This is a genomic window from Candidatus Flexicrinis affinis (genome assembly GCA_016716525.1).
In the GTDB taxonomy this organism is placed as follows: Bacteria; Chloroflexota; Anaerolineae; order Aggregatilineales; family Phototrophicaceae; genus Flexicrinis; species Flexicrinis affinis.
In genome coordinates, this window is record JADJWE010000001.1 from 1,771,142 (window position 1) to 1,786,009 (window position 14,868).

The 14,868-nt window shown below is 61.4% G+C and carries 9 protein-coding genes; 4 read left to right on the top strand and 5 right to left on the bottom strand.

Going from position 1 to position 14,868, the window contains the following annotated elements:
- Nucleotides 1–37: 37 nt before the first annotated feature.
- Complete coding sequence (locus IPM16_07655) at nt 38–3,319, bottom strand: protein kinase (GenBank protein MBK9122986.1); 3,282 nt, start codon at nt 3,317–3,319, stop codon at nt 38–40.
- A 210-nt stretch (nt 3,320–3,529) separates the two neighbouring features.
- Between IPM16_07655 and IPM16_07660 the strand changes: the two genes are divergently transcribed.
- Together IPM16_07660 and IPM16_07665 are read left to right on the top strand one after the other, a co-directional pair.
- Complete coding sequence (locus IPM16_07660; protein ID MBK9122987.1) at nt 3,530–6,508, top strand: hypothetical protein; 2,979 nt, start codon at nt 3,530–3,532, stop codon at nt 6,506–6,508.
- Nucleotides 6,509–6,577: 69 nt separating this feature from the next.
- On the top strand, nt 6,578–7,108 hold the full coding sequence (locus tag IPM16_07665) for a GNAT family N-acetyltransferase (GenBank protein MBK9122988.1): 531 nt from the start codon (nt 6,578–6,580) through the stop codon (nt 7,106–7,108).
- A gap of 59 nt (nt 7,109–7,167) precedes the next feature.
- Here IPM16_07665 and IPM16_07670 read toward each other — a convergent pair whose 3' ends face one another.
- Nucleotides 7,168–8,586 (bottom strand): aspartate ammonia-lyase, encoded by a 1,419-nt coding sequence (locus IPM16_07670; protein ID MBK9122989.1) that lies wholly within the window; start codon nt 8,584–8,586, stop codon nt 7,168–7,170.
- Nucleotides 8,587–8,687: 101 nt separating this feature from the next.
- Complete coding sequence (locus IPM16_07675) at nt 8,688–9,299, bottom strand: superoxide dismutase (protein ID MBK9122990.1); 612 nt, start codon at nt 9,297–9,299, stop codon at nt 8,688–8,690.
- Between the two features lie 110 nt (nt 9,300–9,409).
- Here IPM16_07675 and IPM16_07680 point away from each other — a divergent pair, with 110 nt between their 5' ends.
- Both IPM16_07680 and IPM16_07685 read left to right on the top strand, forming a co-directional pair.
- Nucleotides 9,410–10,348, top strand: coding sequence for an EamA family transporter (locus IPM16_07680; GenBank protein MBK9122991.1), 939 nt, complete (start codon nt 9,410–9,412; stop codon nt 10,346–10,348).
- Nucleotides 10,349–10,446: 98 nt separating this feature from the next.
- Nucleotides 10,447–12,180, top strand: coding sequence for a serine hydrolase (locus IPM16_07685; GenBank protein ID MBK9122992.1), 1,734 nt, complete (start codon nt 10,447–10,449; stop codon nt 12,178–12,180).
- 73 nt (nt 12,181–12,253) lie between these two features.
- On the opposite strand, the gene IPM16_07690 is transcribed toward IPM16_07685, so the two are convergent.
- Nucleotides 12,254–13,216 (bottom strand): ABC transporter permease subunit, encoded by a 963-nt coding sequence (locus IPM16_07690; GenBank protein MBK9122993.1) that lies wholly within the window; start codon nt 13,214–13,216, stop codon nt 12,254–12,256.
- Nucleotides 13,217–13,256: 40 nt separating this feature from the next.
- Nucleotides 13,257–14,858: an ABC transporter permease subunit gene (locus tag IPM16_07695; protein ID MBK9122994.1), complete on the bottom strand. Its 1,602-nt coding sequence runs from the start codon at nt 14,856–14,858 to the stop codon at nt 13,257–13,259.
- Nucleotides 14,859–14,868 lie beyond the last annotated feature (10 nt).

Sequence of the window (14,868 nt, forward strand, 5' to 3'; positions counted from 1 at the left end):
CCTTCCGAAAGGCTGTGCTAAGCGGGGTCATCGTGACCTAGGTCGACGTGAAGACGACCTGCCGACGCAGGTCGACAATCGCCTGATCCAGCACGGCCTCAAGGCTCATCAGCTTGCCGCGGTCATGGGCTTCCGCAAACTCGTCGAGGTTCATCTGCTTGGAGATCTCGTCGACGATCTGCGAGACGCGCGTGTCCACGACGTGCTTGTTCAAGCTCACGGAGAGCAGTCCGGTCAATTCTGCCGAACGAACGAAGCGTTTTTCGCTGGCTAGCATGCGCGCGTAAACCGCCATTGTCTCGCATTCGAGGCTGACCATGCTGCGGTCGCGCGCTCGGTCCATCAGGTCGGCTAGCCGTCGCTTGACTTCGGCAGGATCGTGCATCGAGGTCGCCTGCTTGGCAATGTTCCACAGCAGCGAACACTCGAGAAAAGGCGCGTCGAGCTGCCGCGCCGTCTGCAGCGCCTCGACTTGCCGCAGGCCAAGCATGACCGACGTGTCGAGAAGATCTTGCGCAACTGCCGGGATCATCTCCATCGTGCGGGTCAACGTGGCGACCGGTGCGCCGATCGCCCGAAGAGTCGAGATGCCTTCGGTGTAACAGGCAACCGCGACCTTCGCCTCGTTGAGCTGCTCCAGCACCGCGCCGAGTGCGATCACGATATAGCCGGTGTTCCGGCGGTCACCGATCTGCCGGTACAGTTCCAGTGCGATTTCGTAGTAGTCGCGCGCTTTGTTGACCTCGCCGAGGTAGACCAGCGCCTGCGCGAGGTTGCCGTAATTGCGGGCGACGCGCCACAGCTCGACGCCGTCTTGTGCCAGACGCAGCGATTTCTCGAGCTTTTCGCGCGATTCGGCAAAATCGCCTTCGTCAAACGCCACAATGCCGAGGCCGTTGTATGCATCTGCCTGCGCGTCAATGCTGTTTGCGCGCTGTGCCAACGCCAGACCTTCGCCGAAAAGCTGCAGGGCCTGACCGAGCGCTCCCTGTCGCCAGCTTACCGTCCCGAGGCCGATAAGGGCTTCTGCAGCGCCGCTGATGTGGGTCAGGCGGCGCGCCAGCTTGAGGCTTTCGTGATACGTCTTTTCCGCCTGCCGGTAATCGTTCGTGTCGGCGTACGTGTCGCCCAACAGGCGCAAGGTCTGCATGCGCTGCTCGTCCGGATGCGTGAGAAGCTCCAGCGCCTCCTGACACAGGCGGCGCGCTTCTTCGTGTCGGCTGATCGCGCGAGCTTGGCGGGCGGACAGCAGCAGATAGTGCAGGTGCCTGTCCCCGTCGCCTGCCACCCGATAGTGTTCAGCGAGCACCACCGCGCGCGTGGCGTCGTCCGGATACGCTTTTTCGATGGCCTGCGCGACCGACCGATGTAGCCGTGGCCGGACATCATCAGACACCGACTCCAGCAGCGTCTCGCGCAGCTTGTCATGCGTGAACCGCCACTCGTCGTCCACGAACTCCAGCACCGCGGCATTGGAGCAGCCATTAAACCACGCCTCGAGGCGTTCAGGCGTGCCGGTTACATGGTTCATGATCACCGGATCAACCTGACGACCGGCGATAGCCGCAAGCTGCAGCAGCTCGACCGCATCGGCCGGCAGGCGTTGGATGCGGCGCTGCAGTACAGCGCGAACGCCGCCTGTGACCACCGCACGGGGCAGTGTGACATCGCCAATTTCGTCAAGTCGACCAGCCGAGTCTGCCAATGCGCGCAGCACCTCGATGACGAAGAAGACGTTGCCCTCCGTCTCGCGCTCAAGCAGGGTCAGAATGTCTCGCCGGTTACCCAGCGGACCGAGGATGGCCCGGCTCAGCTCGGCAATCGTCGTGTTCGAGAACCGCTTGAGCCGCACGACGGTGGCGTTCCGCAGCAGATCGGGGATGTCCGGGCGTTCGTCGTCGCGGTAGCTGCCGACGATCAGCACCGGCAGGTCGATCACGCCGTGGGCAATCGTCTTGAGCAGGTCGAAGCTCTCGCGCGTCCAGTGCAGATCCTCGAGCAGGATCACCGCAGTCTGCCGCTGCCGTCGCAGCATATCGAGGATGGTCTGCGCGAGACGAAGGCGTGCGGGTTCGGCGTCAAGCGGCGGAGCGTCCTCCACCGTGCGCCCGATCAAGCGGCCAATGTCGGGGACCAGCGGCTTAAGAACGCCCGCTTCAAGGTCGCTGAGCGCGGCGGAAAGCACAAGGCGGCGCACAGGCTCGCGCCACACCTGATACGGCAAGCTGCCCTCCGCGGCAGCTTGACCGCGTACCACCAGCGCGCCGCGCACCAGCGCAAACGCGCGGAGTTCTTCAAGGACACGGCTCTTGCCGACACCACTCTCGCCGCCGACGAGCCACATGCTTCCGCGCCGCAGCGAAGCCTCCCCGAGCGCATCGCGCAGTCGCGCGAACTCCTCGGTGCGGCCGACAAAGCGAGCCGACTTGAGGAAACTGTCGCGTATCTCGCCGGTCTCAGGTGGTGCAGGGATGCCCGCCGCCGAGCACAGCAGCTCGATGACCTGTCCCGCACGCTGGTAGCGGTGCTCGGGATGTTTGTAAAGCAGTTTGCGGATCACCGACCGGAGCGCGGCGATCACCTGCGGAGAGTCAGCCGCGCCGGGCTGGATGCGATTCATGTCGACGTCGGTGTTCATCACGTCATACACGAGTGATGCGGCGTCGTTGACGTTGAAAGGGTGACGGCCCGCGAGCATTTCGTACAGCAAGATGCCTACGGCATATAAGTCGGAGGTCTCGGCCGGCGCCGCGCCGCGCAGCAGTTCGGGTGCCAGGTAAGCCAGCGTCCCCCCGATCGTGCCCGGGCTGGCGACGCCGAGCAGGTCGGCGGCAGACGAGATGCCAAAGTCGAGCAGCTTGAGCTGTCCGTTGGTTATGAGCAGGTTTTCCGGCTTCAAGTCGCGGTGGACGATCCCGCGCCGGTGAAGATATGCCAGTGCCTGCAGCATCTGCGCGACCAACGTCACCTTGCCATTGAGGTCGCGGCGTTTCGCGACGGTGATGATATCTTGCGCGTCCTCCAGCATGTCCATCGCGAAGAACGGCTGACCGTCGTCATCGAAGCCGTAGTCGAGCACGGTGATGACGTTGGGGTGGCGCAAGGTCGCCAGAAGGCGAAACTCCTGTGCCAGCGCCAAACGCGTGTCGAGGGTCGCGTTTCCGTCTTGATCCTTGGCCGTGCGGACGCGCTTCAGAGCGACAATCTGGCCGGTTAGGCGGTCGGACGCACGATATACAGTGCCCATCCCGCCTTGCCCCAGCTGTTGCAGCAAAACGTAGCGGTCGCTGACGACCGCAACCTCCTTTGCGGACAACATCGCCCCTTTCAAAATCCATGGCCCGCCGGCCACATTGTCTCATTGTAGCCCATTGTAGACCTTCTCGCGTATTTCAGTCTTGAGACCTTGCACGCGAATGCGTCTGCGGGGTATCGCTGCGCCGCCGCTTTCCCTACGCGGTATCGCACTCGTTGGCGATGAACTTTATAATCGAGAGGTTAACGTAGATAGCTAAATCGAGGTGCACGCATGGCTGTTCATCGCAGCGTGACCGGCGCGTGGAAGCGTACCGTCTTCGTTCTGGTTGTTCTCCTGCTGCTCGCTGCGCCGGCGAGCGTGTTCGCGCGGCAGTACAAAACAACCAGCCGCATCAGCATCAGTTCAACCGGCGTACAGGGAATCAACATTCAGCACCCTGTCATCAACGGCGACGGGCGATACGTCGCCTTCTGGTCGGACAAAGAAGGTTTGGTCGTTGGCGACACGAATTTCGTGGGCGATGTATTCGTTCGCGACACCCAGACCAATACGACCACGCGTGTCAGCCTCGGTTTCGGCGGCGTGCAAACCGCCCGCACCGGCGGGTTGCCAACCTCCTACCCCGACATCGACATCAGCGACAGCGGCTGTATTGTCGTTTACGCGTCCGACGCGACCAACATTCGCAACGTGCCGGATACGAACGAGACCGCCGACGTGTTTGCCGTAGATCGGTGTGCGGGCGGCTTCCCGACCGTGCAGGTCAGCGTGCAGGACAATACCGGCGCAACAGGAATTCAGGCGAACCAGGGCGGTACGAACCCGCGTGTAAGCGGTAACGGTCAGTTCGTCCTATTCCGTTCGGCATCGACGGACATTTTGTTTGACAGCAACGGCCCGGTGCCGGACATCTACATCTACGATCGTGCCAGTTTCCGTACGTCCCGCGTCAATGTGTCGAGCGGCGGAGCTCAAGCAAACATCGAGGACGGCAGCTCCGGCTACGGCTTGTCGGACGACGGGTTCATCGTCGCCTTCGCATCGGTCGCCACCAACCTCGTCGGGGGCGACACCAACGGGCGCAGCGACATCTTTATCCGCGACCGCCCGAACAACACGACCGTCCGCATCATGGGGCTGGGCGGTGCTCAACCCAACGGCAACAGCTTCAATCCGACGGTGACCGGCAACGGGCGGTATATTGCCTTCCGTTCGGACGCGTCCAACCTCGTCGCGGGCGATACCAACAACCGCAGCGATATCTTCGTGTATGACCGCAACACTGGCGACATGGAACGTGTGAGCATCAGCAGCGAGGGCGCACAGGCCAACGCCAGCAGCGATCGTCCGTTCATGACGGACAATGGCCGGTTCGTGTCGTTCTACTCTGACGCGAGCAACTTGGTCGATGGCGACACGAACGGCGCAGGCGACATCTTCGTTCACGACCGCACCACGGGTATCACGACACTCGCGAGCGTCACATCAGGCGGCACGCTTGCCAACGGACCTGCGGGCCAGTACAGCGCGCTGAGCGATGACGGCGCGTTCTTCGCGTTCGAGTCGAACGCCAGCAACATCGTCCCCGGTGACACCAATGGTACGTCCGACGTGTTCCACAGCGTCGCCGGTCCGATCTCGCCCAACAACCTGTCGCTCGTGAACAAGACGACCGACGCCGTCACGATGAGTTGGGACGACAACAGCAGCGGCGAGGACAACTTCGTGATCGAGCGCCGCCGGCTGCGTGACGACGGCACGTTGACAAGCTGGTCGATTGTCCAGACCCTCGGGCCGAATTCCGAGCTGTTCACCAACTCGTCGTTGGGCGCATGTCGCACCTACGACTTCCGCGTGTTCAGCGTCGATAACGGCATTCGTTCTTCGTCCAACATACTGCGCGTCAAGACGCTCGGCTGTCCGCCGGGGCCGTTCAGCCTGATGGATCCGATCAACAACGAGGTGGTGATCAATCGGGCACGTGTCGACTTCCGCTGGACACCGTCGGAAGAGGCGGAAGACTTCGACATCACGGTCACAAACACCGGATCGTTGGCCGTCGTCCACACCGAGACGTTGGACGCGGCGACGATCTGCGACGCCAATCGGTGCTTGTACGCTCCGCCGCCGGCCGTCTACAACTTGCTGACCAACGGGTCTTACAGCTTCACCGTTCAGGCGCGCAATATCTACGACCAAGGCGTGCCGACACAGGCGAGCAACAATCCGGGCTTGTTCAGCGTCGACGACACCCTGCCCCCGCGCGACTTCGACCTGTATACGCCGGCACAGGATACCTTCCTGCGCAATCTAAACGGCTGGGCCGGATTCACGTGGCGCGACAACAAGGACGCGGGAACCTATAACCTCGTCGTTATCGAGATTTCGAACAACAACACACGTCTCGGCACGGTCATCAACCAAATCGGCCTGACACCGGCCACCGATGGCGACGGGCTGACGTGTAACTTCGAAACGCGCATCTGCACGTACGAACCGACCGTGGGAGAACTCGCCGCGTTGTCGGAAGGGACGTTCGCGTGGACTGTGTTCGCAGTCAGCCCGGGCGGCAACCCGCGCGAAAGTTCGATGGGCGCGATCACGTTCCGCATCAATACCGGCGACATCGAGATGCTGGTCAACGGCGGCTTCGAGGAGAAGGACCCGGTAACAGGTGCCGCGATTGGATGGACCGTCGAGAACAGCACCGGTGACACGGTCAAGTGCAACAAACCGGGCAAGACGTTCACGAACTTCGGCGAATGCGCATTCCGGTTCAAGGGTGGCGTCGGTGAATCAAGCAAGCTAGTTCAGTTGGTGTACGACTCGCTGTGGAACATGACAACCGGCGACGTCATCCAGCTCGAAGGCATCTTGAACGCGGCGGCACTGACCGAAGGCGACATCGTGGTACAGCTCAAGGTGGCGTACGTCGACGGCGGCCTGCCGAAGGATAAGGCAAAATATAAGCCGCCTACCGGGGTCTATGTCGACCAGGCGATGGCACCGCTCTCTATCGTTATCGACGGCGCGGTTGCCGAAATCACCGTTCAGATCAAGCACAAGGCCGACAGCGGCAAGATCTATCTCGACGAACTCGAACTGCTGCTGCTCGCCCCGGGTGGTCCTCGTGGAGACGGCGTGCGCTATCTGCCCAACACGCGCATCCCGGTCACGGGCGACAGCCCCGACGGCCTGCTGCTGCCCCCGCCGCCGCCCGCGGTGGACGGCTTCCGCGGCCAGAACTAGCCGCGCTACAGGACGTTCGACCAAGAGGCATCCAAGCGGGTGCCTCTTGTCGTTATGCAGGGAGGTCCTTTGGCCGAATACCTGTTTGAGACCGATCGGACTCGCGTCCGCCGCCTGACTCTCGCCGATAAGGACGCGGTGTTTGCACTGCTGTCGGACCCGGAGGTCATGCGCTACGTAGACGACGACCAGCCCAAGACCCGCGCTCAGTCCGATGCCTATCTCGAACGCCACTTGAGTCACTACGAAACGTACGGCTATGGTCAGTTCGCAGTTGAAGACATCGAGTCTGGCGCCGTGATCGGTCTGGTCGGGCTGGTGCCTCCGAGCACGCACGGGGCCGACGTTGAAATTGGCTACACGCTAGACAAGGCGGTCTGGGGCCGCGGTATCGGCCGCGAGGTCGCTTCGGCCGTGTTGGCATGGGGAATCACGACATTCGGGTTTACTTCTGTCGTGGCAACCGTCGACCCGCAGAACATCGCATCAGCGCGCATCGCGCTCGGATTGGGATTCACCTACGAGCGGTTCGAGTTGGATGAATACGTCTTGCCGACGGATGTGTATATATTGCGCGTAGGGCGCGGCACGCCGGAATAAGAACGGCCCCACACGACGCGATGTCATGCGAGGCCGCCTATGTTGTTGGAGTCGTGCGGCTAGCCGCCGCCCTTCACGTCGCTAATGCCACCTTCAGTCATCGCCCGGGCGTCAAGCACCTTGCGCGCTTCGTCCTCGCTCAATAGGCCCTCGCTCACGACGATGTCGAGAAGCGTCCGGTTCTCCGCCAGCGACTTCTTGGCGACTTCAGCGCCCTTCAGGTAGCCGATAACCGGGTTCAGCGCGGTCACGAGGATCGGGTTCTTGAGCAGCCACGCCTCCGCCTTCTCCGCGTTGGCGACCAGCCCGACGACCAGCTTCTCGGTGAACATCTTGACCGAGCCGATCATGACGATCATCATTTCGTTCAAGTTGTGGGCCATAATCGGCATCATCACGTTGAGTTCGAGCTGGCCGGCATGCGCCGCCATCGTGATCGCGTGGTCGTTGCCCATCACATGGAACATCGCCTGATTCAACATCTCGGCCAGCACCGGATTGACCTTGCCCGGCATGATCGACGAGCCGGGCTGAACCGGCGGGCAGGTCAGCTCGCCGAGGCCGGTGGTCGGGCCGCTCGACAACAGGCGGATATCACTGGCGATCCGCGACAAGTCCTGTGCGGTCGAGCGCAGTGCGCCGCTGAAGAACACCGAGTCCTGATGTGACTGCATCGACTCGAACAGGTCGTCGCTGGTGTAGAGCGTCAAACCGGTCAGCCGGCTGATCGCCGAAACCATCCGGCTGTGATACTCCGGATGCGCGTTCAGGCCGGTGCCGGTCGCCGTGCCGCCGATCCCGAGACGCCTCACGCCTTCAGCCGCGACCTTGATCTTCTCGATGTTGCGCTCAATCGCCTTGGCCCATGCGCCGACTTCCTGCCCCAGCCGAACCGGCACGGCGTCCTGCAAGTGCGTGCGACCCGACTTCACGATGCCGTCCCACTCGGCGGCCTTGGCACGGAACGCGTCGGCACAAGCCTTGAGCGTGGCCAGCAGCTCGTCCAGTCTCCACAGCGCGCCGAGGCGCAGCGCCGTCGGGATGGTGTCATTGGTCGACTGCGCCATGTTGACGTGATCGTTCGGGCTGACCGGCTTTTTCTCGGTCGAGTTTAGGCCGAAGCCAAGAATCTCGTTGGCCCGGTTGGCGATCACTTCGTTCGCGTTCATGTTGTGGCTGGTACCCGCGCCAGCCTGGAACGGATCGACGACGAACTCGGCATCCCACTTGCCGGCGATAACCTCATCCGCCGCCTGTATGATGGCGTTGGCGAGGCGCGCGTCGAGTACGCCGAGGTCGCGGTTAACCTCCGCCGCGGCGCGCTTGATGACCGCCATGCTCCAGACGAATGCGCGGTACGGCTTGAGGCCGCTAACCGCGAAGTTGTCTACCGCTCGCTGCGTCTGCGCGCCGTAGTAGGCCGCCGCAGGAACACGCACCTCACCCAGCGAGTCTTTCTCAATACGAAACTCGGACATAGGTCCTCCTAAGTTGGAACAGAACACTAAACACGAGAGCGTTATAACACGAAAAAGGCGCCCGTTCACGAGCGCCTTCTTGTCCAAACAAGTCCATCAGCCTACTTGTTGGCTGCGTACAGTTCGGCGACCTTGGCCCAATTGACCACATTCCACCATGCGGAGATGTAATCGGGGCGGCGGTTCTGGTAGTTCAGGTAGTACGCGTGTTCCCACACGTCCAGACCGAGGATCGGCGTCTTGCCCTCCATCACCGGCGTGTCCTGATTCGGCGTGCTGGTGACGCTCAGACCGCCGCCTGAGGCAACGACCAGCCACGCCCAGCCACTGCCGAAGCGGGTCGCGCCCGCCTTGGCGAACTCGGCCTTGAAGTTGTCGAAGCTGCCGAACGCCGCGTCGATCGCAGACGCCAGCTCGCCGGTCGGCGCGCCGCCGCCGTTAGGGCCCATCACCGCCCAGAACAGGTTGTGATTGACGTAGCCGCCGCCGTTGTTGCGGACAGCCGTGCGGATGCCCTCAGGGAGGCTGTTGAGATTCTGCAGCAGCCATTCCGCCGATTTGCCGGCGAGATCGGCGTGCCCTTCAAGCGCCTTGTTCAGGTTGTCGGTGTACGCCTTGTGATGCTTACCGTGGTGAATTTCCATCGTGCGCGCGTCGATATGCGGCTCGAGCGCGTCTGCGGCATACGGCAGTGCAGCCAGTTCGAAAGCCATGCGGTTTGCTCCTTATGGTTGAATAAGCCGTGAACATCATGCAGTCTATCACGCTCGGATAAGAAAACGAGTAGAATTGAGCGCCTACACCCTGTACGTTAGGCCAGCATATGTCCGCTCCTCGTGTCGCCGAGCCACGCAGCACGCCTACATCCGCGTGGATCAGTCTGATTGTCGGTATCTGCGCCGTCTCGACATCCGCCGTCTTGATTCGACTTGCGCAGGACGAAGGGGTGCCATCACTGGTAATCGCCGCGCTTCGTCTGACGATCTCGGCGCTGATCCTGACGCCGATCACGCTGTCGCGTTATTCCGGCATGCTGGCAACGCTCACACGGCGGGACTTGTTTCTGCTCTCGACGTCCGGCGTGTTTCTGGCGTTTCACTTCGCCTCGTGGATCACGTCGCTCTCGCTGACCAGCGTGCTGATCAGCACGGTGCTGGTGACAACCACTCCGCTGTGGGTAAGCGCACTCGAAGTCGTCGTACTGAAGGCTCGACTCAACCGGTGGATCCTGCTCGGACTCGCACAATGTGTGGTCGGCGGGCTGGTTATTGGCGTGACAGGCGCCTCGAACGCCGACATAGGATCGTCGCCCGTTCTAGGTGGTGCGCTTGCGCTGGTGGGCGCAATGACCGTCGCCGTCTATATGGTGATCGGACGCGGCGTGCGCGGCAGGCTGCCGCTGCTTCCGTACATCTGGGTGGTGTACAGTATCGCGGCCGTCGTGCTGATCCTGTTTGCTGCGCTCAGCGGCGCGTCGTTCACCGGCTATAGCGCAAGCGCCTATCTGTTCATCGCGTTGACAGCGCTGTTCCCGCAGCTTCTCGGGCACAGTTCGTTTAACTATGCCGTGAAGTACGTGCCGGCGACGTACATCGGCATAATCACGCAGCTCGAGCCGATTGCGAGCGCTGTGCTCGCTTTCTTCTTGCTCGGCGAAGTCCCAACCACGGTACAGGCCGTCGCCAGTGCACTCATCCTGTTCGGCGTCGCCAACGTCGTCCTTTCGCCGGGAACGGCCCGCACCGCCGCATCCGCCGATTAGTACCGACCGTACGCCAATCGTCGAGTAAGGGACGGCGGGTGTCCCGGCCTCGCGTGATATAATGGCCGGCCGGTGCTGGCTGAGCACGTTGGGAATTCATGCGGAAAATCGTCATCGCACTGGCCGCAGCGACGGCCGTGATCCTCATACTGGTAGGCAGCGCAGCCGCCCAAAACACGGGCGTTGTCGCTGAGGCAATCGGAACCGCCAACCTTCGCGCTGGCGTCGGTACAGACTTCGACGTCGTCGGAGAGATCGCTACCGGCACGCGCTATCCGGTTGTCGGCCGAAGCGCGCGCTTCCCGTGGCTGCTGCTGGGTGATCCTGCATCGTTCATGCCCATAGGCTGGGTGTTTCAGGACCTCGTCACGGTGAGCGGAAGTATCGTCGTCGTCCCGGTCACCGAAGACCTCGTCGTCGGGCAAGCGCCAACGTCCACGCCGCAGCTAACTGTCGCCGCTGTGCAGCCATCCGCAACGCAGCAGCCCGCCGAGGCCACCGCCGTTCCTGCATCGGCTACGCCGCAGCCGCCAGCGCCCGCCGTGTTTGGCGACGTCCAAGGCGAGATCAATTTGCGCTACGGACCGGGCGCGGACTACCCGCGTGTCGGTGGCGCTTTTGCCGGCGACAGGCTCGAAATTATCGGCTATCACACCACGCTTCCGTGGGTGCTTGTCCGTTTCGGGGGAGCGCCGAACGACGTCGCGTGGGTTAGCTCCGACATCATCGAGATCACTGGCGATCCGCGCACGACACAGCCGATTGCCCAGACCGACTTCAGCAATCTGCCCACGCTCACGCCGACGCCCGCGGTGCAACAGCAGAGCAGTATCCCGCGTGATGGCACCCCAGTGCCGGTCAGCCCCGAACTGCAAGCCCTCGGCAATCTGATGTGGGATGGTGTGCTGCGCGCAGGCTTCGATCCGGCGACCAGCAAGTTCGCCGCCATGTATCTGCAGAATCTGGGTACTGGCGAGGAGATCACGTTTGGCAACCAGTACGCTTTCAGCGGAACGAGCATCAACAAGGTCGCCATCCTTGCGGCGCTGTTCAGCGTGATCGACGGCCCGCCGGACTACGCGACTGCGGTTGATATCGCTAACACGATGATCTGCAGCGAAAACACGTCGACCAACAACCTGTTGGCTCGCATCGGTGGCGGTGATCTGTATCTGGGTGCCGAGCGGACGTCGCAGCTCCTCAGCACACTCGGCCTGCGCCGAACGTTTATCACCGCGCCGTACGTAATCGCGGGCGTCGATCTGCCTCAGCCCACCAGCCCGATCCGTTACCCGGATACCGACGCCGATCAGGTCAAGGCCCGTCCTGACTCGACCAATCAGATGACCGTCGATGAAATGGGCTACGTGCTATCGAGCATCTACGAGTGCGCCTACGACGAGACCGGGCCACTGATCGAACGGTCGACTGCATTCACGCCGCAGGAATGTCGCAAGATGCTGCACGTCATGTCGAACAACACCGTCGACGCGTTCGCCAAGGCGGGCGTACCCGACGGGATCACCGTCGCGCATAAGCACGGCTGGACGGCGGAGACGCACGGTAACGCGGCAGTCGTATTCACGCCGGGCGGAGACTACGTGTTGGTGATGATGATGTATCAGCCGGAGTGGCTCGTGTTTAGCGAGTCGCTGCCGCGTGTCGCCGAGACCTCGCGGCTGATGTTTAACTTCTTGAACCCGTTAACACCGTTGGGCCAGATCCGCGACGGCTTCATCCCGCCGACGGAATCGTGTAATTACGCCGGTTCGCAGTTGGCCGACGAGCTAATCTCGCCATACTTCCTCGAGACCAATACCGGATCGCCTTAGAGTGATGTGGCCACTCCCTGAATCGAAAACGCCTGAGCACAATGCCCCGGCGTTTCGTTTTGAGTAGGAAGGACTAGCCTTTGACCGCGCCTGCGGTCAAGCCACCGACGATCTGCCGCTGGAGCGACAGGTACACGATTACGACCGGGATGCCCGACACGAGCGCGCCTGCCGCAAATTTGCCCCAGTCGCGGTTAAAGTCCGCGTTGATGAACTGGAACAAGCCCACCATTAGCGTCCAATTCTGCGTGTCACGAAGAATTAGGCGCGCAAGCACGAACTCGTTGAACGTGCCGACGAATGCCAACACGCCGACGACCGCCAAGACGGGCCGCACCAGCGGGAAGATCAACTGCCAGAAAATCTGCCAGTCGGTCGCGCCGTCCACATGGGCCGACTCGTCGATATCACGCGGGATGCTGTCGAAGAACCCCTTCATCAGCCACGTGTTGACGCCCATCGCGCCACCGAGATAAATCAGAATCAAGCCGCCAAGCGAGTTCAACCCGAACGTGTTCAACCACTGCCATGTCCCGGAATCCGCGAGAAAACCGAGGAACGAGCCTTGCAGGAATGTGAAAATTTCGGGGATGATCCGCGAGAGCGCGCTGATTTGATCCATCATCAAAAAGAGCGCGACGAGGGCCAGCAGGTTCGGAAACACCTGCACGAGCAGGATGCCGAGCAGCATCTGACGACGGCCGCGGAAGCGGAAGCGCGAGAACGCATACGCGGACAACGCGCTGATCAGCACGGTCAAGATAGTGCTTGTCGTTGCGACAATGAACGAATTAGCAATCCAGCGCCAGAACGGCCAGATGTCCAGTTCAGTCACCAGCAGGGCTTCAAAGTTGTTGAACAAGTCGCTGAACTCATTCACGCGCGGGATCGATAACCCCGACGACAACTGACCGGTCGGGTTGAAAGCCGACAATACGATGAACAATACGGGGAACAGAGCAAACACGATTGCAATGCCGACGACGATCAGGCGCAGCGTGAGGCCCACTGCGCGTTCGCGCCCGGATTGCACCATCCTGCCCTCTTCGTGGACGTATTTGGGTGCCTTTGCGCTGCTAGACATTTTCGCCCACCTGTTCCCACGTCTTCGTGTAGCGGTACTGCATGAGTGTCACAGCGGCGACAACGACGAAGATGACGATGGTGATAGCAGACGCATACCCGTAATCGCTGCCGCGATTTCCGAATGCGATGTTATAGGTATACGAGATCAGAATATCCGTATACCTTGCTGGTACAGGCGAGTTTGGTATGTTCGGAGCGTCTGTTCCGGTAAGCGCCTCGATCAACAAGTAGTTGTTAAAGTTGAACGTGAACGATGCGATGAGTAGTGGACCGACGCTGACGAGCAGCAGCGGGAGCGTGATGCCCCAGAAACGCTGCCACGGCTTGGCGCCGTCGACGGCAGCAGCTTCGTACACTTCCGAAGGGATGGCCTGAAGTGCGCCGCTGCAGATCAGCATCATGTAGGGATAGCCGAGCCACGTGTTCACCAGCAAAATCGAGAACTTCGCCAGCCACGGATCGATGAGGAATCCCGGACGCACGCCAAACAGGTCGTTCCACACATTCGTGACGACACCGAGGTTCAGGTTTAGCATGCCTCGCCATACGACGATGCTGATCACACCCGGAATCGCGTATGGGATAATCAGCAGCGACCGGATAAGCGTACGCGCCGGCATTCGCGGGTCATTCATGACAAGCGCCATCGCAAGGCCGACCACAAACGAGAGCAAGACCGACAAGAACGCAAAGACCACAGTCCACACGAAGATGTCGATCAGCGGGCCGCGCAAGCCGGGATCGGCAATCATGCGCTCGAAGTTGAAGAGCCCGACGTTGACGCGATAGCCCGGCTGGTTTTGCAGGGGCCGACCGTTCGGTCCGACGAAGAAGCCGTTCTCCTCATCAGCGCGATACAGCGTTCCGTCGGTCTGATCGACAATGGCATCCTGCACTTCATCATACACGAAGCGCTGGACGAGCGTTGCTCGAATCGCCTCGCGTCCGCTCACGGTGATGACGTCGTCTTCATCGCCGAAGGACTCATTCTGGGCACGCCGAAGGACTTGAAGCAATTGATTCCGCGGTACCAGCGAGTAGCCGTCGTATTCCGCCGGCGGTTCGGCCGGAGGATCGGCAACTACTTGGATCGCACCTCCGGCCGGAACGAACAGAGTCTCATCCGCATTCGTCAGCCACAGAGCGATGTTGTCTTCCGCATTCAGGTACGGGACGACGGAGTACCTCGCCGCATCCTCCGGCACGATGTTGCCACCGATGCGCTCGATCTGCGTAATGGCCTGACTCTTGGGCAATCTGTGCCCGTCACCAAAGTTCGTGAATGACGTGAGCACCGTATAAATGATCGGGTAAATGACGAGCAGTGTGATCAGCGCGAGGCCGGGCGACATCCACCGCAAGGGATAGAGCGCAGGCACGAAGAAGATCACGTTCAGGCCGACGCCAATCACCACAAAGACAAGCGCCAAACCCAGATTTTCGTCACGAAAAAAGGCGTATACGAGCAGCAGCGTGAAGGCATTGAAGAGCGCGAGGCCGAGGTACTTCAGCACCGTCGACAGGGTGGAATTCTCAGGGAGTGAAGATGGGGTCCCCGAAGGGACCCCAACTTTCGCGTTTGCGACCGCCATGGTCGTCTGT